This is a genomic window from Sinomonas sp. G460-2 (assembly GCF_047759905.1).
Taxonomy (GTDB): domain Bacteria; phylum Actinomycetota; class Actinomycetes; order Actinomycetales; family Micrococcaceae; genus Sinomonas.
The window spans coordinates 1-26186 of sequence record NZ_JBKZWT010000026.1; the positions used below are offsets into that span (position 1 = coordinate 1).

The 26186-nt window shown below is 63.4% G+C and carries 22 protein-coding genes; 6 read left to right on the forward strand and 16 right to left on the reverse strand.

The genetic code is table 11. The annotated features are described in order from the left end of the window. On the forward strand, nt 1-565 hold a 565-nt coding region (locus tag ACLN58_RS04880), incomplete at its 5' end, for an aldo/keto reductase (RefSeq protein WP_415854155.1). Nucleotides 566-695: 130 nt separating this feature from the next. Next, a complete protein-coding gene (locus tag ACLN58_RS04885; RefSeq protein WP_415854156.1) occupies nt 696-2039 on the forward strand; it encodes an MDR family MFS transporter in 1344 nt (447 codons plus the stop codon). A 1027-nt stretch (nt 2040-3066) separates the two neighbouring features. Here the strand turns inward: ACLN58_RS04885 and ACLN58_RS04890 are convergent. Next, the gene (locus tag ACLN58_RS04890) at nt 3067-3552 is read right to left on the reverse strand and encodes a nuclear transport factor 2 family protein (protein ID WP_415854157.1); all 486 of its coding nucleotides are present in this window, start codon (nt 3550-3552) and stop codon (nt 3067-3069) included. Nucleotides 3553-4384: 832 nt separating this feature from the next. On the opposite strand from ACLN58_RS04890, the gene ACLN58_RS04895 reads away from it, so the two are divergent. After that, nucleotides 4385-5515 (forward strand): substrate-binding domain-containing protein, encoded by a 1131-nt coding sequence (locus ACLN58_RS04895; protein ID WP_415854158.1) that lies wholly within the window; start codon nt 4385-4387, stop codon nt 5513-5515. Between the two features lie 15 nt (nt 5516-5530). After that, on the forward strand, nt 5531-6325 hold the full coding sequence (locus tag ACLN58_RS04900; RefSeq protein ID WP_415854159.1) for a TIM barrel protein: 795 nt from the start codon (nt 5531-5533) through the stop codon (nt 6323-6325). An 831-nt stretch (nt 6326-7156) separates the two neighbouring features. On the opposite strand, the gene ACLN58_RS04905 is transcribed toward ACLN58_RS04900, so the two are convergent. The 10 genes from ACLN58_RS04905 to ACLN58_RS04950 all read right to left on the reverse strand — a co-directional run bounded on the left by ACLN58_RS04905 (nt 7157) and on the right by ACLN58_RS04950 (nt 16853). After that, nucleotides 7157-8215 (reverse strand): Gfo/Idh/MocA family protein, encoded by a 1059-nt coding sequence (locus tag ACLN58_RS04905; RefSeq protein WP_415854160.1) that lies wholly within the window; start codon nt 8213-8215, stop codon nt 7157-7159. Between the two features lie 192 nt (nt 8216-8407). After that, complete coding sequence (locus ACLN58_RS04910) at nt 8408-9154, reverse strand: SDR family oxidoreductase (RefSeq protein WP_415854161.1); 747 nt, start codon at nt 9152-9154, stop codon at nt 8408-8410. A gap of 1 nt (nt 9155) precedes the next feature. Then, nucleotides 9156-10286, reverse strand: a complete 1131-nt coding sequence (locus ACLN58_RS04915; protein WP_415854162.1) for a Gfo/Idh/MocA family protein — start codon at nt 10284-10286, stop codon at nt 9156-9158. Beyond that, nucleotides 10279-11217, reverse strand: a complete 939-nt coding sequence (locus ACLN58_RS04920; RefSeq protein ID WP_415854163.1) for a TolB family protein — start codon at nt 11215-11217, stop codon at nt 10279-10281. Before ACLN58_RS04920 ends, ACLN58_RS04915 begins: the two co-directional genes overlap by 8 nt. After that, complete coding sequence (locus ACLN58_RS04925; RefSeq protein ID WP_415854164.1) at nt 11210-11701, reverse strand: nuclear transport factor 2 family protein; 492 nt, start codon at nt 11699-11701, stop codon at nt 11210-11212. Before ACLN58_RS04925 ends, ACLN58_RS04920 begins: the two co-directional genes overlap by 8 nt. Continuing rightward, the gene (locus ACLN58_RS04930) at nt 11698-12186 is read right to left on the reverse strand and encodes a nuclear transport factor 2 family protein (protein ID WP_415854165.1); all 489 of its coding nucleotides are present in this window, start codon (nt 12184-12186) and stop codon (nt 11698-11700) included. The genes ACLN58_RS04925 and ACLN58_RS04930 overlap by 4 nt, the downstream gene beginning before the upstream one ends. A 32-nt stretch (nt 12187-12218) precedes the next feature. After that, nucleotides 12219-13214: a nuclear transport factor 2 family protein gene (locus ACLN58_RS04935; protein ID WP_415854166.1), complete on the reverse strand. Its 996-nt coding sequence runs from the start codon at nt 13212-13214 to the stop codon at nt 12219-12221. A gap of 53 nt (nt 13215-13267) precedes the next feature. Beyond that, nucleotides 13268-14371 (reverse strand): sugar ABC transporter permease, encoded by a 1104-nt coding sequence (locus ACLN58_RS04940; RefSeq protein ID WP_415854167.1) that lies wholly within the window; start codon nt 14369-14371, stop codon nt 13268-13270. 113 nt (nt 14372-14484) lie between these two features. After that, nucleotides 14485-15261 (reverse strand): ATP-binding cassette domain-containing protein, encoded by a 777-nt coding sequence (locus ACLN58_RS04945; protein WP_415854168.1) that lies wholly within the window; start codon nt 15259-15261, stop codon nt 14485-14487. 476 nt (nt 15262-15737) lie between these two features. Next, the gene (locus ACLN58_RS04950) at nt 15738-16853 is read right to left on the reverse strand and encodes a substrate-binding domain-containing protein (protein WP_415854169.1); all 1116 of its coding nucleotides are present in this window, start codon (nt 16851-16853) and stop codon (nt 15738-15740) included. Between the two features lie 428 nt (nt 16854-17281). On the opposite strand from ACLN58_RS04950, the gene ACLN58_RS04955 reads away from it, so the two are divergent. Then, nucleotides 17282-17770: a VOC family protein gene (locus tag ACLN58_RS04955; RefSeq protein ID WP_415854170.1), complete on the forward strand. Its 489-nt coding sequence runs from the start codon at nt 17282-17284 to the stop codon at nt 17768-17770. A 613-nt stretch (nt 17771-18383) separates the two neighbouring features. On the opposite strand, the gene ACLN58_RS04960 is transcribed toward ACLN58_RS04955, so the two are convergent. Further along, entirely contained in the window at nt 18384-19472 is a 1089-nt protein-coding gene (locus ACLN58_RS04960; protein WP_415854171.1) for an NADH:flavin oxidoreductase/NADH oxidase, read from the reverse strand. Nucleotides 19473-19840: 368 nt separating this feature from the next. On the opposite strand from ACLN58_RS04960, the gene ACLN58_RS04965 reads away from it, so the two are divergent. Next, the gene (locus ACLN58_RS04965) at nt 19841-20884 is read left to right on the forward strand and encodes an NAD(P)-dependent alcohol dehydrogenase (protein WP_415854172.1); all 1044 of its coding nucleotides are present in this window, start codon (nt 19841-19843) and stop codon (nt 20882-20884) included. A 184-nt stretch (nt 20885-21068) separates the two neighbouring features. Here ACLN58_RS04965 and ACLN58_RS04970 read toward each other — a convergent pair whose 3' ends face one another. The 4 genes from ACLN58_RS04970 to ACLN58_RS04985 all read right to left on the reverse strand — a co-directional run. Next, nucleotides 21069-21803, reverse strand: a complete 735-nt coding sequence (locus tag ACLN58_RS04970) for an IclR family transcriptional regulator (protein ID WP_415854173.1) — start codon at nt 21801-21803, stop codon at nt 21069-21071. Between the two features lie 98 nt (nt 21804-21901). Beyond that, nucleotides 21902-23284, reverse strand: a complete 1383-nt coding sequence (locus ACLN58_RS04975) for an aldehyde dehydrogenase family protein (RefSeq protein ID WP_415854174.1) — start codon at nt 23282-23284, stop codon at nt 21902-21904. Beyond that, entirely contained in the window at nt 23284-24372 is a 1089-nt protein-coding gene (locus tag ACLN58_RS04980) for a hypothetical protein (protein WP_415854175.1), read from the reverse strand. The genes ACLN58_RS04975 and ACLN58_RS04980 overlap by 1 nt, the downstream gene beginning before the upstream one ends. Before the next feature lie 374 nt (nt 24373-24746). Beyond that, nucleotides 24747-26186, reverse strand: a 1440-nt coding sequence (locus ACLN58_RS04985; protein WP_415854176.1) for an ATP/GTP-binding protein, incomplete at its 5' end; no start/stop codon positions are given.

Below are 26186 nucleotides of genomic sequence, written 5' to 3' on the forward strand. Positions count from 1 at the left end.
TGACATCCTGCAGCTGCATGTAGTCGATCCAGAGGTTCCGATCGAAGACTCGATCGGTGCACTGTCGGAGCTTCAGGCGGCCGGGAAGATCCGGCATATCGGATTGTGCAACGTCGATGTGGACGAGTTACAGCGCGCCCAACGGGTGGCGCCGGTTTTGTGCGTTCAGAATCGCTTCAATATCCTTCAGCGCGGGAGCGAGCCAGTCCTGCAGGAGTGCGAACGGACAGGACTGGCTTTCCTGCCGTACGCGCCGCTTCTCGACGGCGAACTGGAGCGAGCATTTCCCGGCGAAGGCCTCGTGCTCAGAGCGATTGCCGCCAGCCGCGGTGCCACGGTGGCGCAGTTGTGCCTCGCGTGGCTCCTCGCGCACTCGCCGGTCACACTGCCGATTCCCGGCACAAGCTCCATAGCTCACCTGGACGAGAACCTTGCTGCGCTCGAACTGCAATTCGACGAGGCCGAGAAGGCGAGCATAGACGCACTGGCGCCCTATGCGTTGCAGCTGAGTGATACGCACTGTAGAAGCCGCGAGGCGACGAGACCCGGAGGACTGGATGTGTGAGACTGCCGCGCTGCCCGACTGCTCACCCGAGCGGGAGCCGTCGCTAACCGCTGAGTCGCATGATGCGAACCGACCGTCTGAGGCAACGGCAGCGGTCCACAGGCAATTCAGGTGGCTGCTCGGAGGAATCATGGGCCTCATGCTTCTGGCCGCGCTCGACCACACGATCGTGGTCACCGCGCTTCCACTCATACTCGGCGACCTCGGCGATGAAGGGGCCCTCACCGCAGTCGTAACTGCCTACATGATCGCCAGCGCATTGGCCGCCATGTGCTTCGGACAGCTGGCTGACATCACGGGCCGTAAGGCAGCCCTCTTCGTCGCCGTGTTCATCTTCGTCGGTGCATCGGCGGGGTGCGGGCTGGCAGAGAATCTGCCCGAGCTTATCGCCCTGCGGGCCCTCCAGGGTATCGGCGCAGGCGGTTTCCTAACCCTCTCGCAGACTGTCATCGCCGATCGCGTCGCACCTCGTGAACGAGGGCGATTCCAAGGGTACGTGCTCACGGTGTGGGGTCTGGCGAGCGTCGCCGGGCCATTCGTGGGCGGCGCCCTCGCCGACGCCGTCTCATGGCGGGCCATCTTTCTCGTGAACGTCCCGGTCGGCCTCGCCGCCTTCATCGTGCTGCGGGTCGGGCTCCGCGGTGAATCGTTCCGTCGCCTGGGTCAACGTACATCGATCGCTGGATCGGCACTCGTCGGCGGGGCGGGCGTGTGCGGACTCCTCGCCCTCACCATCCTAGGCCAGGGCGACGTCCCGACAGCCGTGGTCTTCGCGGTCGCCTGCGGCGCCTTATTCGCTGCATTCAGCCACGCAGAGAGCCGCTCCCGGTTCCCGGTATTCAAATCTCCGGCGCTACGCGGGCGAGTCTACCGGGTGTCCAACACGGGCGGCTGCCTCATCAGCGCAGCCATGACGGGGGCTGTGGTGCTGGTCCCGCTCTACATGCAGAGAGTGCTCGGAATGTCCGCAGCGGAGTCGGGACTCGCTCTGCTCCCGCAGCTCCTGTCGTGGCTCTCCGCTACGGTCGTCTGCGGAATCCTTATCAGCCGCACCGGACGAGTCAAGGTATTCGCAGTCATTGGATCTGCGCTGACATCTGCAGGTCTGGTCCTGCTCTCCCAGCTCAGCACCCTTACTCCGCTCCTGGCTGTCTGCGGCTGTCTGTTGGTCTTCGGATCCGGCCTCGGATTCGTCCTTCAGTCCTTCGCCGTTGCGTCTCAGGCTGAAGTACCTCTGGAAGAGATGGGTCGGGCAACGGGCCTCGCGTCGTTCGTTCGATCAGTCGGATCAGTCTTCGGCGTCGCATACTCGGGGCTGATCGTCTCGCTACTAGTTCAGCGCGGTGCCGATCTGGGGGTCGCTTTTCAATGGGCCATGGGCGCCGCGACGCCGCTCGGCATCGCAAGTGTTGTGTGCGCCGTCGTCATGCCCGAAGCAGAGCTCAAGGACTCGGCCGCTTCCATCCCCCACTGAGGCCCGCGGAACCCGGTCAGTCGTGCGTGCGTGCTCGCCCATGTCGGCGACTCGCCGCATAGGAGAGACCTCCGCTCGTAAGCTTGACGGCCGTTCCGTTCCGCACATTGGATTCGAATGTCAGTCGAGGCAGTCCGGCCAGATTTCGCGTTCACACCATGGTCTGGATTCTGGCTCCGTCTGGGATAGGGGCGTCGAAGCTATGTATGAATCCGCCGACCCGACCGGGGAGGAATTCAGAACGGCCAAAGCGAGCCTCGGGGCAACACCCAGACTGCCCCCCAAGCACGCAGAGGCGCGTGTCTCCGGCTGACGCCGATTGTCCGAGAACCGTTTCATCGCCGTAGATCCCTGAATCCATCCCTGCACATATTCGTACAAACGCTTGTTTGTATTTTAGCGACCGCCCATCTGGAGGTCAAGCACTAAGGCTTGGAATGCTGGCAAGCCGGCCCACCGACTCAGGACATCAGCCCACGCGCCGGCTCTGAAGCTCGCTCCCGTACAGGCTTGATGCCCGCCTGAATCCCATCCACGCCGGCTGGGCCTGCCTTCATGTAGACCGAGGCCGCCTGCGAGAGTGCCCGCTCGTGGCGACGGCTGGACCGTCAACGACGCCGCGAGTTCGCCCAACAATCGCGGGAGAAGGGGTGGTCGCGCCCCTGAGCCCCCGCGCCATGCCAGAATTGAACACTGCAGTGGCAGGCCCGCGTCGCAGTGGCCTCCGAAACATCAGCCTCCCCCAGGATGTCATCATTGGGCCACCACCCTGCAGGGGCCCGGCGACGTCACGGAAGGCCACTGCCAATCAGGAACAAAGCCCAGGGCACCCCAGCACCTTCGGCGACCGGGCAATGTAGGTCCAGACCGCGAGGACGTCGACGCCTCATCACCTTCAGACGTGGATTCGGACCATCTGCCGTAGCGGGGAATGGTGCTTGAACGCGAGGGTTCAGATTCTGCCGCCCTCCATGACTTAGCTGGCCAAGCCCCCACTCCCCGCGCGAGGGCCGCCCATGTCCGTCAATTAGGTTGACGTCGCCCGATCCGGGACGGCCAAGTCCTTGTAGTTCTTTGGGAAGTAAGCGTCGTTCACATACTCCTCCATGAGCGCAACCTTGCCGTCATCGTTGAAGGTGAAGATCATGACGAGAGGGCCACCCATGCCGAGGCCGTTCTCGAAATGCAGGAAGACGTCTACATGGGCGATCACGCGAGGAGCTCCGGCCACTGCCTCGAGGCGCACATCAATGTCCGTCCTGGCTCGTTCCTCGAACTTCTTCGCGGTCCAGGGAACGATCGCTCCCTTGCCCTCAACAGTCCGGGACCCCGGTTCACTGTCGATGGGGAAGACCACGCTGGCGTTGTCCGCCCACAGGGCGGCCCACGGCTCGATCTGCTGCGTCCGCTCGTACTCGTACAACGCGGCGACCTTGTCCAGCCGCTCGTCAAGTTCAGGAATGCCCGTTCGTGTGATGTGAGTGGCTCCCCCACCCTTGGTGTGTGCGATCACGCCGCGCCCCCCTGATCAACTGGACGATCAATCCAAGCCAATGCGCTTGGGTGGGCCCCTGCGTCACAGGCAATGGCGGTCAGGAAATTCATCTTGCTTTCTCCTCTCCTCTGCGGTCGCAGAGCTTCTGGCTGCTACGACGCGTCATCCTTCGGCTTGGACCCAAATGACGCGAGGATTCTCGTGACGCTGTCGACTACGGCATCCGGGCCACATTCGAGTCTTCGTAGCTCGTCTTTGGCAGGTGGGACTTCCATTTCATCCGGCATCTGGGCATTCGACTCAGCGCATCGGATGACTAGCGCTTGTTCGCGCAATCTAAGTCGCTCGCCATCCTCAAGTCAAGCAACGCAAGCCCCTCGCCAGCTCACGCCGACACCGGGAGTCACTAGGATCACCGTCAACCTCGGCGCCCTCTGGGGGCCAAGTTGGCAAGAGGGATTGCGACTCGGCCCAAGGCACTCACTGGAGGCGCGTGGATAGGTGTCCTGACGACCGCCTAACCAACCGCTCATCGCTGAGCACGGGCGCATTACCCGGGCCCAGGCAAGTTGCGGCGAACCGGTGGGCCTTTCCAAGCAGGCCAGTCAGGCCGGAAGCGCGAGGGTGGGCTCAAGCACGTCGGCGGGGTCGCTAACGGACGCCCGTTCAAAGGATTGAGGATGGGCGCACTCTTTCCTGGACTGTGTCACAGTTCACAGCTAATTTTAGCGAACGAGCGCTAGTTGGCACGGTCTAGCTTGTTGCGCCTAGCAGGCGCATCTTCGTTCGGCTTGATCGCTCTCCCCCGGAGCAGAGAATCCGACTGGGTCAAGAGAGAAAAGATGCCGCGATGCTGCGGCAGGAGGGATACAAGATGCGCCATCAGAAAAAGTTGCTCGCCGGAATCTCAGCACTGGCTGTAATCGTCGGCCTGAGCGCCTGCGGTCAAGGCCAGGCGGCGAGTGGAGGGACGGCCGATGCTTCGAGCGCGTCCCCCACCATCGGTGTGCTCTTCCCCGACACGCACACGCCTCACTGGGAGAATGTCATGTGGCCATCGGTCCGCGATGCCATCAAGGCCGAGTGCCCCACTTGCAAGGTGCTGTACGCGAACGTCGCCGCCGATCCAACCCAGCAGGAGAACCAGGCCCAGAGCATGCTCGCTCAAGGTGCGAAGGCGCTCATCCTCGCGCCGGTGAACTCCGCGTCATCAACTGTGATCGTCAACCAGGCCAAGGCCCAGAACGTGCCGGTTATCGGATTCGGTTCAATCCCGGAAGGGCCCGCTGCCGCATTCGTCGGAATTGACGTCACCGCCCTCGGCCAATTGCAGGGGCAAGAACTGCTTAAGCAAATCGAAGCAGGCGGAGATCCGAAGCGCGGATGCGTCATTGCCCTCGACGGCGATGCTCAGACGCCAGCGAGTGCACAGTTCCTCGAGGGCCGGAAGTCAGCACTAGATTCGCATGTGAACATCTGCAAAGAGACGAGCATCACGAACTGGGATCCAGCGAACGCCCAGACGGCCATGGATCAGGCGATCACCGCCGTGGGCCGAGACAAGATCATCGGTGTGTACACGATGGATGACACCATCGCGTCGGGAGCGGCCGCTGCAATGAAAGCGGCCGGCTTCAAGTCGACCCTCCCGCCGATGGGCGGCCAAGACGCCGATCTTGCCGCCATGCAGCGCATTCTCACTGGACAACAGTCATTTACGCTGAACCCCCGAGTGGACACATGGGGCAACGTCGCAGGCCCCGTCGCACTGAAGGCAGCGCGCGGCGAACAGCTTACTTCGAGCACGACAGTCAAGAATCAGACAGAGGACATGCCCTGGTTCGCCACTGTCCAAGCTGCTGTGATTACGGCCGCCAACATGCAGAGCGCTGTTATCGACTACGGACTCTACACATTCGACCAGATCTGCACCGCTGACTACGCCGCCGCATGCAAGGCCGCGGGCCTGCACACAAAGTAGCGGGAGGGTCTGCAAGTGACCGCGATAGCCGTAAACCTCGACTGGATGTTCGAGGACGAGGCCGACTCGACAGCAGATCGAATTCGTGCGGCCTCCCGATCCGGAATCAAATTGGTGGAGATGTGGGGATGGCGTGCGAAGGACCTCGACGAGATCAAAAGCGCCCTCGCCGAGACCGGCGTCGAACTCCTGACGTTGATCGTGGACCCCCAGTTGCAGCTGACCGACCCGCGGACGCGCGGAGCCTTTGTCATTGCGGTCCGCGAGTCGGGGGCGGCCGCGGCGCAGCTCAGCGCCCCCTTCTTGGTAGTCGTCGCGGGTGATGAGCGGATCGGTGTTGAGCGCAGCGAGCAGCGTGCGGCCTTAGTGTCGGCTCTCAGAGAAGGTGCGACACAATTGGATGGCACTGGGATTACGCTCATCCTTGAGAATCTCAACGACCGCGTCGATCATCCCGGCACCTTCCTCAGTTCGACCAACGAGACGCTCTCCGTTGTCCGTGAGGTTGGCTCACCGCACCTGCGAATGCTGCTGGACGCTTACCACAGTGCGGTAATGGAAGAAGATTTGGCCGCCCTGTCAGCCGACGACGTCATGCTGATCAGCCATGTCCAAGTCGCCGATGCACCGGGGCGACATGAACCAGGCACCGGTTCGGTCGCATGGCAGAAGGTCATTGATGTCCTCCGTCACCGTGGCTACGAGGGGGCATTCGGAATGGAATATGTACCCCTCGTCGGCACGGCTGAAAGCCTCGGCGCTATTCGCGCAGTGATAGATGAGGCCGATGGAATCGTGACCGAGGTGTGAGTTGGAGGCACCTCGGAAGGTCAAGTGAAGGAGCAGACCGCCCACCTGACCTTCCGGGGCCGCAAGGTGATCCGAGCAGCTCGCCCAGCCTCGGGGCAAAGGCCCCGACAAACCGACGAACCGAGCGCTCCGGAAAGACCCTCACCGTTCAATCCCCCGCAGGGGTATGCTCCCACTGCAGTTAAGTAGCCCGCCGGATTTCAGCCTACTTGCGGCGCGCAGTTGCTCGAACTTGGCGAAGGTGGGACCCGAACCCGAGTCGGCGTACGCGCGGAACGGGCGATGCCTAGGCTGTGGGCTAGTGTAGACGGTTATTTCGCGGGACGGCCCCGTGATCCGCAGACGGTGCTCGGTCCTGCCACAGCAGGACGGTTTGTTCGGCTCTCGTCCGGGCGGCAGTCTTGGCGAACCGTTGGGAGCGGTGATCACCAGGCACACATTTACTTCGTCTGCTAGAACTGGCGCTGCATCCGGGCAGGATCTGCGGCGACCCCAGAGCGGTGGACTCGTTCGACTTCGGGTCCGCTTCTCAGGGCCGTCTGTTTGTTTCTCAGGGCCGCCTGTCGGTCTGGCCATCAGGCATCGGCCTCCTAGCGGCGTCAGATCTTGTGGCCCTTCAAGGGCGTTTCGTCCGACGAGGGCAAGAAGGTCGGCTCGGTTCGTCTCCTCCCCGGGGGGTGGTCTTGTCGAGTCAGCAACAAGGAAGGCCCGGAACGGGGTATTGGGTGAGCCCAATACCCGCCGAACTCGACGCATGGGAGGCGTTAGCGAGCGTCAGCAATCGCCCTGCTCCCCTGAGGCTCCAGCTGGTGCCGATCCTGGTTACTCACGTTAGCCCTCCGCCGGGACCGAAGGCAGCCTTTGCCCAAGCTGTGCCTTGGCCTCATCGATCGTGGCGAGAATCGATACGGTCTCGGCCAGCGTGTGGACTGGAGATTCGTTTCGCCCTTCGCCAACGAACCGAGCCAGTGCGGTGGCCTCCCACGACAGTCCGTCATACACCTTCAGGCCGGTTTGGTCCGCCCAGGAGAGTGTGGGGCCCGAATAATCAGGACCGACCAGAGTGAAGGAGGACGGTGCGTAGAAACAGCTGTCGATGTTGATACTCGCCTCGGAACCTGCGATGACGGCTGTCATCGGTGTACGGGCCACGATCGACGTGTACAGCGTGGACTGGGCGTCTGCTTCGTGGCTCAGCACTACCGTGGAATAGGCGTCCACTCCTGTCTCCGTCATCCCGCCAACCGCGATGACGCCGCGGGGGGTTCCCAGGGCCATCGAGTCCAGCTGTATGAGATAGATCCCGAGTTCCAGCAGCGCCCCTCCGCCCTCCTCAGGCAGGTAATGCCTCTGGCCCGGTCTGTTCGCAACAATCTGGCCGTGGTCGGCGAGGACGCCGCGGACCTGGCCGACCACACCATCGTCGAGAAGTCGGCGGATCACCGAGGCCTGGGGAAGGTAGCGGCTCCACATGGCCTCCATCAGCATGACCCCCGCAGCGCTGGATGCGTCGGCAAGGCTTTGCGCCTCTGCGGCGTTCATCGCGATCGGCTTCTCGATAAGCACGTGCTTTCCGGCGGCGATGGCGGTGAGGCCGATCGCAAGGTGCTCGCGCTGTGGAGTTGCGACGTATACGACGTCCACATCGGGATGATTGACGAGCTCCTCGGCAGAGTCCAGCGCTAGGCCGATGCCGTGGAGGGCCGCAAACGAGACAGCGCGGTCGCGGGACCGGGATGACACCGCCACGATTTTCTGGGCGGTGTGCCTGCGAACCGCCTGTGCGAACTCCCCCGCTATCCACCCCGGGCCAACGATGCCCCACCGGAGGGATGGCTCTCCCGTACCCGGTAGGTAGAGTTCGGGCTCAGGCAGCGTGGTCGGCATCATGTCGTACTCCTCATTCAAGTAGTTGCTTGCGCACGCGAGCGCGGACTCTGCTCGTCGACAAGGTGCAAGGACTGTCCGAGACCAATGGGCTTCGGTACGATGAGGGCCCGTGGCAGCGGGTTTAACACAGGACCTGTCCGAAGACCGCGCTCTGCTGCGCGGGAAACCTCCGGCACGCAAGTGGCCTACTGGCTAGTGTTCTCGCATCAGAGTCGCGATTCCCGTCAATTCGCCACCATCCGCGATGAATTCCGCACCTGTCGAGAACGAGCTCTCATCGCTTGCCAGGAAGACGACGAGTCCTGAGATCTCCGAGGGATGTGCGGGCCGCTTCATTGGTACGTGCTCAAATGGCAATGGCTCGTCTCCCATCATTCGAGTCTGCACGTTCCCCGGATGTATGGAATTGACCCGAATTCCCGCATCGAACAGATCCATAGCTCCGTGCTTGGTCATGCCCCGCACGGCCCACTTGGACGTGCCGTATGCGAAATTGCTGATGAATCCCTTCATGCCTGCGGTCGATGAGATGTTGATAATCGATCCGCCGCCGGCGCGTCGGATTGCGGGCGCACACGCTCTCATGCCTTTGAATACGCCATCCACATTTATCGACATCACCCGATGCCATTCCTCGTCGGTAGTCTCGGTGACGCGGGTCAGGTTGAGTACAGCGGCGTTGTTCACAAGGACGTTCAGCTTGCCGAACTCCTTCTCGGCGAGGTGGATTGCCTCAACCCAGTCCTCGTTCCTGCGGACGTCAAGTCGAACAAACCGGGCGGCGTCGCCGAGCTCCTCAACAACGGCCCGCCCCTCGGCCTCAAGGACGTCGCCCACGACGACTCGCCCACCCTCGGCGGCGATCGCCCTCGCATGGCTGGCTCCCATTCCAAGAGCGGCGCCGGTTACGAGGGCAACTTTGTCTCTCAGACGATCCAACTCAGTCCTTTCCTCTGTCCCTGCCCAGCGTTTCAACCATTGGATCCCAAGAGCTGTCCATCGAGGCGACGAGGGGCGCTTTGCTCTCCACGGCAATGGATTCGCCGGCGCGCGAAGCTTCATCGATGGCAGCCAGGACCTCGAGAACGTGCAGCCCGAGCTCGCCGGGCGTCCTGTCTGGCTTGGCTTCTCTAATCGAGCGTGCAAGATCGATGACGCCAAGTCCCCGACGGAAGGGAGTCGTCTCCGCCTGCAAGGTCACTGCTTCCCCGTTGCGTCTGCGCACCTTCCCCGGATGATCGAAGAGCTGCTCATGCGACAGGGCGGATAGGAGGCCGTCGGTCCCTATGACATCGAGGTTCCCGGTGCCCGAGCCGATCGAATCGAAGGAGAACCGCGCACCGGCGATAGCTCCATTCTCAAATTCGAGGGTGGCGATCACAGTGGTGGGCACCAGCACCGGGAAGCGGGAGCCGGCCTTGGGCCCGGAGGCGATCACCCTGGTGCTGCTGCCCCGCGTGGCTGCCGCGCTGACGCGGCTCACCGTACCGAGAAGGTGCACGAGGCCGCCGATGAAGTAGGGGCCGACGTCGTAGAGCGGACCGGCCCCCACTTCATAAAGAAACTCGGGGTCGGGATGCCACATCTCTGGCCCGGAAGATTCGAAGCTGGTCGTGGCATAGACGGGATGCCCGATCTCGCCGCGGTCTATCGCTGCGCGGGCGGACTGGAGCGCGGGGCCGAGCGTCGTGTCGGGCGCGACCGACACCCTCAGACCACATTCGCTCGCCTTCTGCATCAGCGTACGAGCGCTCTGCGGGTCTACCGCAAGCGGCTTCTCGGACCACACGTGCTTACCGGCATCGAGTGCAGCAAGCCCCACCTCGAGGTGGGCGGCCGGGGTCGCGAGATTGACGACAATCTCGACGGAGTCGTCTTTGATGGCGTCCTCGAGCGAGCCGTATCGTGGCACAGCGAATTCTGCTGCTCGGGCCGCTGCTCGATCTTGGTCGCGCCCGACCACCCATCGAACTTCGACATCGGGGAATGCGGTCAGATTCCTCAGATACTCCGGGCTGATGCTACCGGTTCCGACGACGGCGATGCCGACCGGTCCCCTGCTTTCACTCATCGCTAGCGATCGGGTATCGAACGAAGGCGATTCGGCGAGAGTCAGGCGCCCAACAGTTGACGTTGATGGTGCCCTGGCCGCCGAAGAGCGAGACAAGGTCCCGCGGCGTTCTGTCATCGCCGTCAAGAGTGCGGATGATCACCGGCACATCGGCTGGGTGCCCTGATGTGCCCGGCCCATAGCTGAGATAGACCAGATTGCGACCATCCGGGGCGATGTGCGGGAACCAGTTCACTCGCTCATCGAAGGTGAGCTGCTCGGTGCTCCGCGTGGTCGGATCGTGCCGAAACAGCTGGGCATGGCCCTCTTCGCTGCTGCGGAACTCCGAGTTGAAGTACAGCGCCCCGTCGCGTGCGTATTCGGGACCGTCGGCGGGCGAGAAGCCGCCCCCGACCAGATGCTCTTCGCCCGTGTGCAGATCCAGCTCCCAGACCGCTCTGCGGCCCCATTCGTCGCCGTCGAGCACCTCGGTGCCCACGTAGGCCAGCCGAGATCCATCCGGCGAGATTCCGTGGAGGAAGTGTCGGAATCGGCGGCTCGGATCCTTCGGGGAAGTCACTCTCTGGGCCTTTCCGCCGTCCCATGCGAGCCGGTAGATGTGTCCGTCGTTCGCGGAGACGAAGTGGTGTCCGCCGTCGGGCGAGACCAGGTGATCGTTGTTCAGCTCGGGCAATCCGCTGCTCGGGATCTCCGCGAGCTCTGGCGCCCCCTCGAGGTCGACGCGGAACAGCCTTCCGTCGGCGTTCAAGACTATCCACCGGCCGTTCGGGCTCCAATTAGGAGCTTCGAAGAGCCGGTCGCTGCTCGTGAGCACCGTGGTGCCGTGACCGGAGTGCACGTCGAGGACCACCAGTTCAGCGCGCTGGCCCGGACGCAGTGTCCGGGCCCAGCGCACCTCAGCCTCGGGGACGGGGCTCAGGTCTTCAGTCATTGACGGCTTGTGCCGCGTCGGGAGTGGCCAGGTCCTTGTAGTGCTTGGGGAAGTAGGCGTCGTTCACGTACTCCTCCATGAGGACGACCTTGCCGTCTTCGTCGAATGTGAAGATGGCCACAAGCGGGCCCCCGATGCCGAGGCCGTTCTCGAAGTGCAGGAAGACGTCGAGGTGGGCGATAACTCGAGGAGCGCCCGCCACCGCCTCCAGACGGGCATCGATGTCGGTACTTGCCCTCTCGACGAACTTATTGCGGGTCCAAGGAACGATCGCTTCCTTGCCCTCAACCGTCCGCGAGCCCGGCTCGCTATCGAGCGGGAAGGTGACGCGCGCGTCGTCCGCCCACAGATCGGCCCACGGCTCGATCTGCTGTGTGCGCTCGTAGTCGTACATTGCGGCGATCTTGTCCAGGCGCTGGTCGAGCTGCGGGATCCCGGCGCGGGTGATGTGTGTGGTGCCTCCGCCGGCAGTGTGGTTGCTCATGCTGCAACTCCTTCCGCTACGGGGCGGCCGACGCGCGAGAGCACATCAGCGTGGGCATCGTGACGGTATTCGCGGCGGACGAACTTCCATTCGCCGCCATCGCGCCGCAGCTCGTCGAAGTACATGCCGGTCGTGAACAGCTCGGAGTGCGTTAGGTCGCCCGGGATCTCCGGTGGGCCGTAGTCCCTAGTGGTGATGGCGTAGGAAGTGGCCCGTGCGACATCTCCATCGAGGTTCACTACCGACTGCGCCGGGGAGGTGCGGATCCGTCCTGCGAAATAGGAAGTGGCACTCTCGACATGCTTGCGGATCTCATCGGGTCCGCGGAAGACTCCGCCGAATTCCGGAGCAGGAGCTGTAGTGTCGAGGACGCCGTCCTCTGTGAACATTCGGGCGACGCCCTCAGCGTCACCGAAGTCGTAGGCCTGGCTGTAGCGGGCGAAAAGGTTACGGATCGCGTCATAGTCGAGTTCTCTGGTGTCCATGGACGTTCGTCTCCTCTCTCTGTGTGTGGTGGTCAGGCGGTTTCGAAGCGGAAGAGGTCCAGGGACAGCGGCTTCCCCAGCAGCCCAGTGACATCCGGCCAGCCGTCATAACGGAACGTGCGCCCGGAGAAGCGCCAGTAGCCGTCCTGTTTGACGACTTCGTCACGGTAGATGCCGGTCGTCTCCATCATGAAATTGTCGGGTTCGGTGTCGCGGGGCTTCTCACCGTGGTCGGTGGTGAAGAACCCGTAGCTCGAGACGAACGCTCTTTCACCGCTGCCTTCGATCACAGCATTCATCACGCCATGGCGGACATGGCCCTTGACTCGGGGTGCCAGCCACCCGACCATCTCCCGCAGCTGCGCCGACCCTTCGGTGCGCGATTCGCCACCGAAGTCAGGGTCGCCGAGCGTCTTGATCTCGAAGTACCCGTCAGGTGTGAAGCAGTCGACGAAACCGTCGGCGTCGGAGAAGTCGAGCGTGTAGCCGTATCGGGTCGTGAGCTGCCGGATCGCCTCGTAGTCCAGAGGAGTGAGTCCGGATTCTGAGACCGGCCCGGCATCGACCGGGGCGATCTCAAGCGGGCGCGCGACGCGACGGAGGACCTCGGGGGTGCCGTCGCGGTGGAATGTCCGAGAGGCGATGCGCCATGTCCCGTCGATCTGGACCAGGATGTCCTCATAGACGCCACTGAGGATGAGGCCCGACCTCGTGATCTGGTTCACTCCGACGGGAGAGCCATAGTCCCTGGTGAAGCAGCCGTACGAGAGCATCCGGGCGGCGTCCCCGTCGCCGTCGATCAGCGGGCTCACGGCGACGGTGTGGCGGAAATGGCCTGCCCAACTCGCGGACGTCTCAGCGGCATAGCTCTTCAGCTGCGTTCCCTCATAAGTTGTGCCTTCGACGGTGAGCACTCCTTCGGGTGCAAAGCATGCCGCGAACCCTTCGGGATCGCCGAAGTCGAGTGCCTGTGCATAGCGGGCGGCGAGCTGTTTGATCTCCTCGAAGTCGAGGGCAGTGAGAGACATGAATCAGCTTCCTTTCGGAGTGGAATTGTCTGACCTTGATAAGTCGTCCGTCGTTACCGGCGTTGTTTGCGCTGGCGACGGGCGAGGGAGTCGAGGATGACGGCTGCCAAGAGCACAAGGGCCGTTACCACGGCTTGGGCCCACGCGGGGAAGGACAGCAGATTCATTCCGTTCTGAATCGAGCCGATCACCAGCGCGCCAAGGAGCGCAGCCCAAATGGATCCGCGTCCTCCGTACAGGCTCACGCCCGCGATGACCGGACCGGCAATGGCGTAGAGCAGGAAATTCCCACTCCCTGCCGCGGCATCCACGGACAGCAGGCGGGCCATAGCAAGAACTCCTCCCGTGCTGGCAAGAGCCGATGCCAGGATGAACACGAGGATCTTGATACGCGTCACGGGGACGCCGACCCGTCGAGCAGCCTCCTCGTTGCCGCCCACAGCGAGCACGTGGCGCCCGTAGCGGGTCTTAGTCACGAGCCACGCAAAGCCGATAACCAGCACGACCAGAATCCCCAGCGAGAGGGGTACTCCTCGCTCGTAGTTCAGCACACCGACCGCCGCCAGCGTGACCACAGAAACCACGATGGGGCGAGCGAGTTCGCGCCCAACGGACGTGACCTCAAGTCCCGCGCGCGCGCGTCGTCTCCGCGAGACGAGTGTGCTCGCGAACAGCGCGGCCAGAATGAGAACGATGAGCACCCAGCTCACTGCGTACGGGATGAAGTAGTTGGCCAGCCCGGTGATTGCATTGTCGGTCACGCTGATCGTGCCCGCGTTACCGACGATCGCGAGCTGCACGCCGGCCCACCCGAGGAATCCCGCGAGGGTCACCACAAACGAGGGGATTGACAGCCAGGTCACGATAAGGCCCTGGACGAGCCCGACCACGGCTCCAGCAATAATCCCGGTGCCGATCGCTGCCCATGCTGGCCAGCCCTGCATCGATGAGAGCACACCCACGATGGCCGCGCACATGCCGCTGACGGAGCCGACCGACAGGTCAATCTCGCCAAGCAACAGCACGAGCACTACACCGATCGAAACAACGCCGACGGCAGCGATCTGGAGCGTGAGGTTGGTCAGATTCACGGCGGAGATGAATGCCGGGTTCGCGAGATCGAAAACGATCCAGATGAACGCAAGCACTAGGACCACGCGGAGGGATCCCAGACTGCCAGCGCTCAGGCCGCGGAACCTATCCCGAAGTCCACGGCGCTGATCCGGGTCCCCGTGCGCGCCTGCACTAGCCAAGGTCTTCGTTTGAGTAGTCACGCGATTGCCTCCTCGTTCGCGTTGGACAGGCCGGTGATTGCGGAAACGACGGAGTGGCGTTGATCCGCTGTGGCCGGGAATTCGCCGGCATTGCGTCCGAGGCGAAGCACGACGATTCGGTCAGCCACCTCGAATACGTCCGCCAGATTGTGGGAGATGAGCAAGACCCCAAGGTTGTTCTGCTTGAGGCGGAGTACGAGATTGAGCACCTGTTCGGTCTGCGCGACGCCCAAAGCAGCTGTCGGCTCGTCGAGAATGACAAGCTTAGGGCTGCCGACCATCGAACGGGCAATGGCGACCGTCTGCCGCTGGCCGCCGGAAAGCATGCCAACCTCGGCGCGGACCGATTTCAGGGTTCTCACAGCGAGGGAGTCGAGCAATCTGCGCGACTCGCGCTCCATAGTGAGATCGTCCAGAACCAAACCATTCAGTTCTTCCCGGCCGAGGAACAGATTGGCGACCACATCGAGGTTGTCGCAGAGAGCTAGATCCTGGAATACGGTGGCGATTCCGATTCGTGACGCGTCGCCTGGCGAATGGACTCGCACAGCCTCTCCGTCGAACTCGAAGTTTCCCTCATCGGCGGGAGCGACTCCCGCTATCGCCTTCACGAGCGTTGACTTTCCAGCGCCGTTATCGCCAACCAGGGCAACAACCTCGCCGGCCCGCACGTGAAGGTTGACGTCCTCAAGCGCGGAGACGGCCCCAAACCGCTTGCAAATACCTGTCAAAGAAAGAAGCGGCGGATCAATGGGTTCAATGAGGTCGCTCATTTCGTTCTCCTCTCCTTCGAGGGGTGGTGGATGTTCTGGAGGTCAAACGACCACGAACTCGCGAGGTGATCGTCGAGCACCGCAACGTGCTGCACGCCCGAAGCCTCCAAACGAGGGACGACAGGGCGTGTGGTTCGTTTGGGCTTCCACGGTGGGCCAACTAGCGTTTGTTCGTCTAATTTACGTCCATGGCGGCGTGTGAGTCAAGCAACAGCCCGGTTCTGGTCTGGCCCGACCTGGGAGGGCCTGGAAGGCACACGCAAGCGCATCGGGCGCTGGTGTTGCCGGAGTTAGCCGCTACGTTCGGCTGACGACCTAGAGGCCGTCAGGGGGGCGCACTCCCTTCCCCGGGCTCGTCTTAGTCGAGGGCGGCGAGAGCGAATCGCAAGCGCAAGGAGGCTGGGATCGGAAAGCACCGGCACGACAAGAGGGGCCGGCTATAGTCAGCCGGCCCCCCCGTCAATCGCTCATTCGGCCTAGGCTGCTGCGGGCTTCAGTCCCGCCGCGTCACAGGCCGCCTTGTAGTCCGGCGTGCAGATGTCGTTGTAGGTATACAGACCGGCGTCGATAACGCCCGTTTGGATCGTATCCTTCGTGATTGTGTTGGGAGTGGGTGTCACAAACCATGGGAAGCTTGTCGTCGAGTTCTTCTCGGTCTCGTTTGAACTGAGCTTCTGACCCCGCGCCGCACTAAGAAGCGCGGGCGCTGCCGCAATGCCCCAGTCGCGCTGCCGAGCATTAATGGTGAACGACTGGGTCCCGGTAAGGATACGCTGCACTGCCGCGAGATCCGTATCCTGTCCGCCCAGCGAAGGGAACGGCCGGCTGAATCCGGCATTCTTCATCGCGGCACTCGCGCCGCCACTGATCCCGTCATTCATCCCATATACGCCGATGATCTTGTCTTTCCCGACCGCAGTGATGGCCTGGTCCATCGCCGTCTGCGCGTTGGCCGGATCCCAGCTGGGGATATTGGTCTCCTTGCAGATGTTTACATTCGGGTCGAGCTTCTCTTTTCGACCCTGCAGGAACTGCTGGGTGCCCGGAGTCTGGGCATCACCATCCAGAGCGATGACGCAACCACGCTTGGGGTCTCCGCCGGCGCTGACCTCCTTGAGAAGCTCGGCTCCTTGGAGACGGCCCAGTTCGACCACATCCACGCCAACGAACCCCTGTACGTTCCCTTCGGGGATCGACCCGAATCCAATGACCGGCACGTTCTGCGCGTTCGCTTTCGCCACGATCACCTTCGACGAATTCGCGCTGACAGGGGCCAGAAGCAGGGCCTTGATCCCTTGCGCCAACATGCTGTCGGCCTGGTTCTGCTGATCCGTGGCGTCAGCTGCTACGTTCGCGAAGATCACCTTGCAACCAGGGCACTCTTTCTTGAGCTCGTCCCGAACCCCTGGCCAAAGTCGATTCTCCCAAAGCGGCGTCTTGTTGTCGGGAAAGAGGACTCCGATGGTCGGGGTCGAATCGGCGGACCCCGAGCCGCCTCCCGATGAGCTCGTTGCCCCCTGACCGCACGCATTCAGGCTGAGAGCGAGCCCCGCTACCGCGAGGGACGAGAGGATTTTGATGCTATTTCGCATGTCTTATATTGCCTTCCGTGATGCCGGTGAGAGCGGCTCTAAGTTGTGGCGCGAGCGGACTGAGTCGCGCGACCCCGCAAGACCTCTTTGTCTGGTGTTCGACGCTAGCTCCTTTTGTGAGTGCCCGGGTAGTGGCCATTGAGAGCAACTAACGTTTGTACGTCAAAGCTAGAAGACGACGGCACAGCCGTCAAGAGCCGTTATCCGCTCGTTGCAACTCAGCGAGGAGTCTGTGGCTTCAGGCAAGGGATGTCCGAGATTCAACCCCTGGTGTGGATGTGTGATGGCGGGCGGCTCCTGCCAGTTGCGAACCCCTAGGCAGGGAGGCTCAGAGTGTTGCTAAAGCTGAAGCTTTCCTACTACTGCGAACGGTCGTACGTACGATAGAATCGTCTTGCTGAGAGAAGACAACGAGGAAAGGCGAGTCAATGAAGACACCGTTCAAGGCTGAGGATGCTGCGATGGCGATGCAGGTCTGCTACGTCACCGACGACATCGAGGCGACCACGAAGTGGTTCGCCGAACTCCTCGATCGTCCGGCACCAGCCATCGTGGAAGCACCCGACCCTGAGGTCGCGAAAACCAAGTACCACGGCAAGCCGGCCGCAGTAGAGTTCCGCCAAGCCCTCATGAAGTGGCGGGGCACCCAGCTCGAATTCATCCAGCCCGGTCCCGGACCGAGCATCTGGCGAGATTGGCTCGACAAGCATGGCGCAGGCCTCCACCACGTCGGTTTCGCGGTGAAGGACTTCGAGGCAGCTCGGGAGTCGCTCGTCGCCCTCGGTCTCCCGATTGTTCAAGAGGGCGAGTTCCCCAACGGGCGGTACGCCTACACTGAGCCCGCGCCCGCGATCGGGGGCTTCGTGGAGATTCTCGACGTGGACGCAGACGAAGTCCGCGCCTATGGCATGGACTGACCAAAGTGAATGCTGTGGATGGGGAGTGTGGTCCCTGACTCGCTCCCCACCCAAGATCAGATTTCCCCGCATCGCGGGGAGGACCGGTCGTCGCTCGCAACCCCTCAGGGCCGTTCGAGGACCAACTATTCTCACAGACCGGGACTTGTTGTTCAGTGGGCCAGGCCAATGCCCGCGCTCCGGACCCTCCCGATCCCTGCACACCAGTGATTCGAGCTGCTGGCGGCGCTCCTCGAGCGTCGGCTGGGGTGAGCCCGCTCCCAGCCTTAAACTCGCGGGCGAGACGCCCGGCAAAATTGCTCAAACACCGAGTCACAAAGTAGGCCTACATCGTCGTACGACGCCTGTTGTTCTCCGATGCCAGACGGTGCCAGTACTGATGCTGGACTAGGTAACTTCTCGGTGATGCCGAGGCAGACATCAGCCGGGCTGTTGCGAAGTCTCCGTCATTGCGAATGCAACCGAACGGCGGGCTCAGGGCCGGACCGTGGGGTCCTCTGTGCACACGAGGACCGTCACATCCGCATTGACCCCGGAGTCCGCCCGTCTCGGCTTAAACAAGACGAAGCGACCGATGGATCGGATGCGCAGCACGCACGTCGAGATGATCTCCCTAGGGAATACTGCCTGCGTACTTGCCCATTCGGTACTGCCACGGCCACTCAAGCTCCCCCGTGAGCTCGGCCGCGGCGCGGAGCGCGAAGGTTGGCTCGCGCAGGAACTGCCTGGCGACATAGACTGAGTCGGCAGCACCGTCGACGAGCAGAGACTCTGCCTGCTGGGGAGAGGTGATGAGGCCGGCCACTCCGACTGGAATGTCCACAGCTGCCTTGACGCTCCTTGCAAGGGGCACTTGGTAGCCCGGGCGGACCTCAATCACCTGACGGGGATCGTTCCCGCCGGACGAGACGCTGATCAGATCAACACCCCTTCTTGGCAGGAGGGCTGCGATCTGCGCCGCGTCGCTAGGAGAGATGCCGCCCTCGACCCAGTCGGCCGCCGAGATCCGCACGACCAAGGAAGTCGAGGATGGGATCGCCGATCGCACTGCATCCACAACTTCTAATAGGAACCGTACGCGGCCTTCCAAATCGCCGCCAAACTCGTCATCCCGGTGGTTGGAAAGCGGGGAAAGGAACTCGTGAATCAAATACCCGTGAGCCGCGTGGATCTCGATGAGGTCGAAACCAGCCGCGACTCCACGCGCGGCCGCCGTGGCGAACTGATCGACCACCCGCCGAATCTCGTCCAGACCGAGCACTCGGGGATGGGAGAGATTCCCGTAGGGAGTGGCTGACGGGCCAACGGGCACCCAGCCGCCCTCGTCCGGAAGAACGGGACCGCGACCCTCGAGCGGCGCATGCTCAGATGCTTTCCTGCCGGCGTGCGCGATCTGAAGACCGGCCGCCACGCCCTGCGTATGGATGAAGTCGACGACCCGAGCCCATGGCGCGACGTGGCCGTCGGACCAGATCCCAGCGCAGCGAGGAGTGATCCTCCCTTCGGGAGAAACTGCTGTCGCCTCTGTCATCACCAGACCCGCGCGCCCGATCGCGAAGGACCCGAGATGGGCGAGATGCCAGTCCGTTGGCATCCCCTCATTCGATGAGTACTGGCACATGGGTGCCACCCACAGGCGATGCGGAAGGGTCAGTGGACCAACCGAAATTGGCTCAAACAGCAATGGCTCACTTCTAGGCATCAAATCCTCCTTCGGCAACTCTACAAACGGACGACCGTTCTCGCAAGGAGGCCAGCCGCAACCGGCACGCTATGGGCTTGACGAGATCCCGACTTCCTGATTAGATTTTGCGAACGTACGCTTGTTCCGCGTCTACCACCGTCTCACCCCACAACTTCGGCCAGAATCGAAGGCCCGGCAGAAGATCGGACGCACCAGTCCAACGGATTTCGGGGGCTCGGGCTGGTGCAATACCGCCGGAAGCGGCTGGGGCTGAGCTATGGGAACGCCCCAAGGTTCCCTCCGGAGTCGAGTCCTGGATGGCGGAAGAGCCATCCTGCCCAAAGGGGCTAACACCATCCCGAAGCCAACGTCCCCCAAGGAGACCTATGCTCACCGTGAACGCCTACGCAGCCGCTTCCTCGGACGCCCCGCTCGAGCCTGTGACGATCACCCGCCGGGACGTTGGCCCGAAGGACGTGCTGATCGAGATCAAGTACGCCGGCATCTGCCACTCGGACATCCACACCGTCCGGGAGGACTGGGGCCCCGTGAAGCACCCGCTCGTGGTGGGCCACGAAATCGTCGGGCTCGTCGCGGAGGTCGGATCGGAGGTGACCAAGCACGCCGTCGGCGACCGCGTCGGCGTCGGCTGCCTCGTCAACTCCTGCCGCGAATGCGAGAACTGCCTCGCGGGGGAGGAGTCGTACTGCTTGAATGACATCACCGGCACCTACGGGAGCGTGGACCGCGACGGAACCATCACCCAGGGCGGCTACTCCACGCACGTCGTCGTGGACGAGGACTTCGTCCTGCGCGTGCCCGAGGCGCTCGACTTCGCCGCCGCGGCCCCGCTCCTCTGCGCTGGGATCACCACCTACTCGCCGCTGCGCCACTGGGAGGCGGGACCCGGGAAGAAGGTCGCGGTCGTCGGAATGGGCGGACTGGGCCACATGGCCGTCAAGCTCGCCCACGCGATGGGCGCCGAAGTCACCGTGCTTTCCCGGACCCTGTCGAAGAAGGACGACGGCCTCCGCCTGGGCGCGGACCACTACCACGCCACCGAAGACCCGCAGACGTTCGAGAAGCTCAAGAACAGCTTCGACCTCATCGTCAACACCGTGTCCGCGCCGATCGACCTCGGCGCCTACCTCGACCTCCTGCTCCGGAACGGCACGATGGTCAACGTCGGTGCCCCCGCCGAGCCCCTCCCACTCTCCGTCTTCACGCTCTTTGCCAACCGCCGTTCCTTCGCCGGATCCGGCATCGGCGGAATCCGCGAGACCCAGGAAATGCTCGACTTCTGCGCGGAGCACGGCATCCTGCCCGACACGGAGCTCATCGATGCCTCCTACATCAACGAGGCCTGGAAGCGGGTCCTCTCCTCCGACGTCCGCTACCGGTTCGTCATCGACGCCGCCAGCTTCGCATAAAGCGTTTTGACGTACGAGTCCCCAGCACGCCAGCCCAAAGGCTCTGCCCCTCCGCCTGACGCAAGCGAGGGGCAGAGTTCCTCAGAAACAAGTGCGAGCGGCTTTAGCCGCCACAAGGCTGCTAGACAGCACCAGGACCTACGACCTCGGGTCGATAGGTCCTGGTGCGCACATAGTGGTAGATCTAGCGGCGCAACGCCTCTTCGATCTCTGCCGCTGCAGCGACAACCGCAGCTCCCAAAGCTTCTCTCCCAGTCTTCTCAAAGCGGCTTGTAGGAACGAGAATCGCCAGGCCTGCCACCGGCACTCCGCTTTCCAAGACGGCCGCGCCCACTCCGACCATTTCGCCGGTAGCTGAAGGGCGAACGCTATATCCGTCCCGCCGGGTCGCAGCGAGATCGGCCAGCAACTGCCGCTCTTCGAAGTCCGCAGCTTGGGCGCTCCGCCTATAGTCCGCCACGGAGATTCCGACTGCCTGCGCATCGGCATGAGCGAGTATCGCGATACCGCTGGCCGTAATGATGTCCGGATACGCCGATCCGATTGCGGCTGTTGTAAGTAGCTGTTGGCGGCTCTCGGCTCGCTCGATGACCACTGATGTATGACCAGGTCCGGGGATCGAGAGATGGACGGTCTCGCCGGTCTCGTCCCTCAGACGCCGCATGATGGGCAGCGCGGCCTCGCGCAGTCCGGTTTCTGCCTGGGAGCTGCTGAGAACGAATCGTGCATGATTCGACAGCGTCCAATGCGTGGTCTCGTCCGCTGTCTCGGTGATCCAGCCTGCCTCCGCCAGGGTCCGAAGGCAGCGCTGGACCGTAGACTTCGAGATTCCGAGCTGGGCAGCGAGCTGACCGACCCTTGCCGGCTGGTATCTGGCCACAGCCTCGAGGACCTGAAGGCTCTTAAGGACACTCTGCATCCCGCTTCCCGAGCGGGACTGGGGCTTGGTGGGCGGCGGGTGGCTGGGCATGCTTGATTGTTCCACAGTCGTCCGACCCCCCGCCCACATGCGCGACCTCACTCCTCGACGTACCCCTTGGACTCCATCAGGAAATCGGCGAGATACCCGTCGTGGGGCGCAGCCGGATGAGTCCAGTAGGTCGGGTGCCCGCCTACGTAGACGTTCCTGACACTTGGTTCCCCAACCAGGCGCCCGATCAGAACCCGGTCCTTTGTGAGGACCGTGAGGGCCAACGTATCGCGCAGCGGTCCGACCCCGTCAGAGGGGGACCACGGCGCGACCCACACACAGGGGAACGGCAGTTCGATTCCTGCCTGGGGCGAATCGGCCGTCGAGAGTACGTGAAGAGCTGGCCGGAGCACGGCCGTGCCGTCGCCGAAGTCGTGGACTACGTCCTCTGCTGGAAGGACGCCCATCGTCCCCTGTGCGACCTCCCTGAGGTGCTCCCGCATGCCCAGAGCAGACTCTTTCGTCCTAACAGGCAGGACGGCCTCGGGATGCGATGGTGGGAGGCTCGGGATAGCCGAAAGCCGCTCCGCCACTGCCTCGGCGAGGCCCAGATGGTTGCCTTCGATGAAGACCGCGGTCGCGTTGACGCAGCCGACCCCACCGAACCTGCTCACTGAGTCGACTACAAGGTCGATGTGCTCGTGCCAGTCGGTGTCAGCCGTGATGAGAATCTTGGAGCGTCCCGGGCCCTGCGGAAGGACGCGAGGATCGTCCTTGTACTTTTGGATGACATCCTCTCCACCGAAGACGATAGACCGGTCTACTGAGCGCAGGATGGCGTCCGCTCCGTCGTGGTCAGTCGGAAGCACGGCCAGGTGCTCGTCCGGGAAACCCGCTTCGCGGAGTGCGAGCACCAGCCGATGTGCCGTAAAGGGCTCACGGCGCGACGGACGGACAGCGATCCTGTAGCCGAGCGCCAGCGCCTGCAGCCAATTCGTGTGCACAGCGGGATGGTTGCCCGCCGCATGCACGCCGAACACCTCTCCTCGGCGTACCCAGAGCGCCCCTCCATCTTTGGCACGCTCGTCCTCGAGCGATTCCATCGCCCCCAGAGGCCGAGCGAACTGCGCATACTCATGGGCCGCACCGCAGTAGTCGGCAATCGTGTCCGTCGATTCCCGTACGGCTGTCACAGTCATTCCCGAGACCCGGCAGACCAGTCGCTGGTACTCCTCGACACCGAGTCCGCCGAGTTCGGCGGTCCGGAAGATCTCCCCCGCGCGAGTGAGAGCGGCCCGTCGCTCATTGACGGGCAACGCTTCCGAACGGCGCATAGCAACTACCGACCGCGTGACGAACAGAGGTGGAACGAGGCTGAGCGCTGCTACCGGCTCACCCCAGATGTCGGAAATCGTCATCGGGGTTCGGGCACGGAAATTGCCGGACGGGCCCAGGGCCTCCAGCGCCACCAGGGATTCTATGGGCGACATCAGTACACGCCTTCGATGACCTGGGCGTCGCCGAATCGGGCCATGGGTGCAATGTCGGCGATGCAGTCGCCGATCTGACCTCCCAACGGCATGACCCGGGTGGCGAGGTCTCGTTCGGCATTGTTGGGCAAGAAGAACGACTTGCTCACATGGTTGAATACCACCTGGCCGCGCTCGCCGTAGTCCACAGTGTCGCCTGTGTCGGGATCGACGACGTTGAACGTCACGAAAGGAGGGAGCGTCGGCTCGAAGATGCAGGGGTCCTCAGGGCTAAGGCCCGGCCGCTCCACAGCGCCGGCACCGAGGGCCATCGTGGTTCCGTAACCGCCCGTGATGTTGATCCCGGGGAAGACTTCGGTACACAGGAAGTGCCTGCTGTCCGGATCCATGTGCGCGCCGCCCCACGTGATGTGCGTGATCTTCTCGCGGATGAGGTCAACGAGGTCGTCGCGCTCTGCGAGCCGGTGCAACACGGGTGGGGTGAGCCTGAGGACTCCAACGTCCTGGGAGCGCAGGACGAAGGTGACCTGCTCGATGATGTGCCCCACATAATCCTCCACCACCTTCGCATTGCCGGCAGCGATCTGCTTCTTCACCCACCGCGGATCCATGTCGATTCCGAACACGAGAACGCCGTCGCCGTACACCGCGGAAGCGCGCCGCGCCTGCTCGTACGCCCCGTGCGGGCCGCTGGGGAAGACGCAGAGCCAGTGCTTCGACTTGGGGAGACCGTATCTGGTCAGCGAGGCGGCGTCAGCAACAGCCAGGCGATTCGCGAATTCACGGAGCATCGGGAGGCGCTTCGGGGCACCCGTGGTTCCCCCGCTCTCAATTACGGAGACAACGTCAGGCCGAGGACCGAAGCCCTTCGGGATGAGGTCCTGGGTGGGGACATCGCGGATCTCGTCGGTGACATTGGGGAAGAGGCGGAGATCCTCGAACGTGCGCACATCGCTTCGCGGGTCGAAGCTGAGTTTCTTGGCCCGCTCGACCCAGAAAGGACTACCGGTCTCCGGATCGAAATGCCAGAGCATGGCTGCCCTGATGAATTCGTCCGGATCGGGGGTCACATCGAGGGGGAGATCCAAGATTGGGGAGGAGTCGACGGTCACTGGATCGGCCTTTCTAGCGCTTGGGTGATTGCCCATCCAAGGTAGAGCCTGCGTGCCACTTTGCGCAATGCTGTGCCATATTATGGCACGGCAATGTGTACGTTGATGGGTAGGTGCTAAATGCTCAGGCAAGCTCCGTGGCGCAGCAGGCCCTCGAAACGAGCCCGTCTGGCTGGCGCCTCAGTCGCCCTATTGGAGGCGGCCAATCTCGAAAACGTAGAGGTTTCTGAGACACCGAAGAGATCAGGTGCCCACGTAGGCGCAGCTGTCAACCGCGGCGGTAAATGTCGCACTTCCGCGTCGGTTTGTGTCCAACGAGGAGGATGAGCGGCTGGCCCGCCCTGCGGACCTCAATCCGATGCTGCACCTTCCGTCAGATAGGTGGTGGCGCGGGACTTCATGGCGTGGTCGGTGTCGGTTAGCTCGGCCTCGAACCCGCTGCGGAGGTGGATCGCGACGACCGGATCGGCCGAGCCGATCTTGAAGAGGCAATGGGCCTTGGGGAGTGCAGTGATTTCCGCGGCGGACCCGGGCGGGAGGCCGAACAGCTTTTCGCACGCCTCGGCGTCGTCGCCCTTTGACTGCTTGTAGATCAGGGCGGTGCCGCACTCCTTGATCATCGCGATCGCCGGGCTGCCTGCCGGGATGTCGGAGATGTGGTGGAAGGCGAACTGGCACGAGAGGGACAGCGCGCGGGATAGCTTGGTGTTGCGTCTTGTTACGGTCGCGACCGAGCCCTGGACCGTGTGCCAGGCCTCCTCGATCAGCAGGGTCGTCGGGACGGGGTCGACCTGCCGGTGGAGCGTGTTCGCCAGCCAGGTGCTGATGATGGTCATGACGATCGGCAGCGCCGGCCCTTCCTCCGGCAGGAGGGAGACGTCGAAGACCGTAAGACCGGCTTTGAGCCGGATCTCCTCGCTCGTTGGACCGTCGATCAGGCCGGCGAGGTCGTCCTCGATCAATCGCTCGAGCTCGAAGGCCGGATCCCTGCCCCATTCCTTCAGCTCCTCGCCCGTGAGCCCTGCAGCGTCAGCGGCCCCCGCGTCGGGACGGTACAGCGCGGCGAGCACGTCGCGGATGTCCGCTACGCGTCCTTCGCGCTGTGCCGTTTCGAGCGCCTGCCGGTGGGCCATGCGCAGGGCCTTGCCCTCGCGTGGGGTCAGCCTCCTGCCCAGGGCCTCCTCGGTGACCGCCCGCAGCAGCATCGACTGGCCCGCCGGGGCTTCGAACCCCGTGCTGTCACCCTCTGTGGGCGGGCCGTCGGGATCCTCGTCGAGGCGGGTGGCGATGCGCGGGTCGAGGAGGTTGATCCTGGCTCCGCCTCTGCCGATCCGGAAGCGGATCGGCGCCACGTCGAGCGCCTGCGCCAACGGTGTGTACTCGCCGCCACGGCGGTCGATCTGGTACTTCTTGTCGATCACGACGATGCGCCGTCCCAGGATCAGTTGGCGCAGCACGCCCCAGGTCTTCATGGCGGAGCTCTTGCCCTGGCCGAGGTCGCCGATGTAGACGACGTTCGGGGACTCCAGGGTTTCCCCGTAGCCTTCGAACACGTCGTGGATGAGGAACCATCCGGAGTCCGCGTCGATGCCGAAGATCAGGCCCTTGTGCGACGTCGGCGGGGCCGCCACCGCCATGTGGGAGAACTCCATCTGCCGTGTCGAGGTCAGGATCCCGGGCGCGGCGGGGTCGTAGAACCCCAGCTGTGCGGCGAACTTCCACGGCCGGTGGCAGAACCACCTTGTGCCCGGGTCCTCCTCGGCGCCGGGCTGGGCGGGGCCGGAGTGGCG

What these genes read in the sequence shown, in the direction of transcription:
- ACLN58_RS04955 (WP_415854170.1), top strand. Translation starts at nt 17,282, where the DNA reads ATGAAGACACCGTTCAAGGCTGAGGATGCTGCGATGGCGATGCAGGTC.
- ACLN58_RS04950 (WP_415854169.1), bottom strand. Translation starts at nt 16,853, where the DNA reads ATGCGAAATAGCATCAAAATCCTCTCGTCCCTCGCGGTAGCGGGGCTC.
- ACLN58_RS04945 (WP_415854168.1), bottom strand. Translation starts at nt 15,261, where the DNA reads ATGAGCGACCTCATTGAACCCATTGATCCGCCGCTTCTTTCTTTGACA.
- ACLN58_RS04920 (WP_415854163.1), bottom strand. Translation starts at nt 11,217, where the DNA reads ATGACTGAAGACCTGAGCCCCGTCCCCGAGGCTGAGGTGCGCTGGGCC.
- ACLN58_RS04915 (WP_415854162.1), bottom strand. Translation starts at nt 10,286, where the DNA reads ATGAGTGAAAGCAGGGGACCGGTCGGCATCGCCGTCGTCGGAACCGGT.
- ACLN58_RS04935 (WP_415854166.1), bottom strand. Translation starts at nt 13,214, where the DNA reads ATGTCTCTCACTGCCCTCGACTTCGAGGAGATCAAACAGCTCGCCGCC.
- ACLN58_RS04965 (WP_415854172.1), top strand. Translation starts at nt 19,841, where the DNA reads ATGCTCACCGTGAACGCCTACGCAGCCGCTTCCTCGGACGCCCCGCTC.
- ACLN58_RS04930 (WP_415854165.1), bottom strand. Translation starts at nt 12,186, where the DNA reads ATGGACACCAGAGAACTCGACTATGACGCGATCCGTAACCTTTTCGCC.
- ACLN58_RS04905 (WP_415854160.1), bottom strand. Translation starts at nt 8,215, where the DNA reads ATGATGCCGACCACGCTGCCTGAGCCCGAACTCTACCTACCGGGTACG.
- ACLN58_RS04970 (WP_415854173.1), bottom strand. Translation starts at nt 21,803, where the DNA reads ATGCAGAGTGTCCTTAAGAGCCTTCAGGTCCTCGAGGCTGTGGCCAGA.
- ACLN58_RS04895 (WP_415854158.1), top strand. Translation starts at nt 4,385, where the DNA reads ATGCTGCGGCAGGAGGGATACAAGATGCGCCATCAGAAAAAGTTGCTC.
- ACLN58_RS04925 (WP_415854164.1), bottom strand. Translation starts at nt 11,701, where the DNA reads ATGAGCAACCACACTGCCGGCGGAGGCACCACACACATCACCCGCGCC.
- ACLN58_RS04975 (WP_415854174.1), bottom strand. Translation starts at nt 23,284, where the DNA reads ATGTCGCCCATAGAATCCCTGGTGGCGCTGGAGGCCCTGGGCCCGTCC.
- ACLN58_RS04885 (WP_415854156.1), top strand. Translation starts at nt 696, where the DNA reads ATGGGCCTCATGCTTCTGGCCGCGCTCGACCACACGATCGTGGTCACC.
- ACLN58_RS04960 (WP_415854171.1), bottom strand. Translation starts at nt 19,472, where the DNA reads ATGCCTAGAAGTGAGCCATTGCTGTTTGAGCCAATTTCGGTTGGTCCA.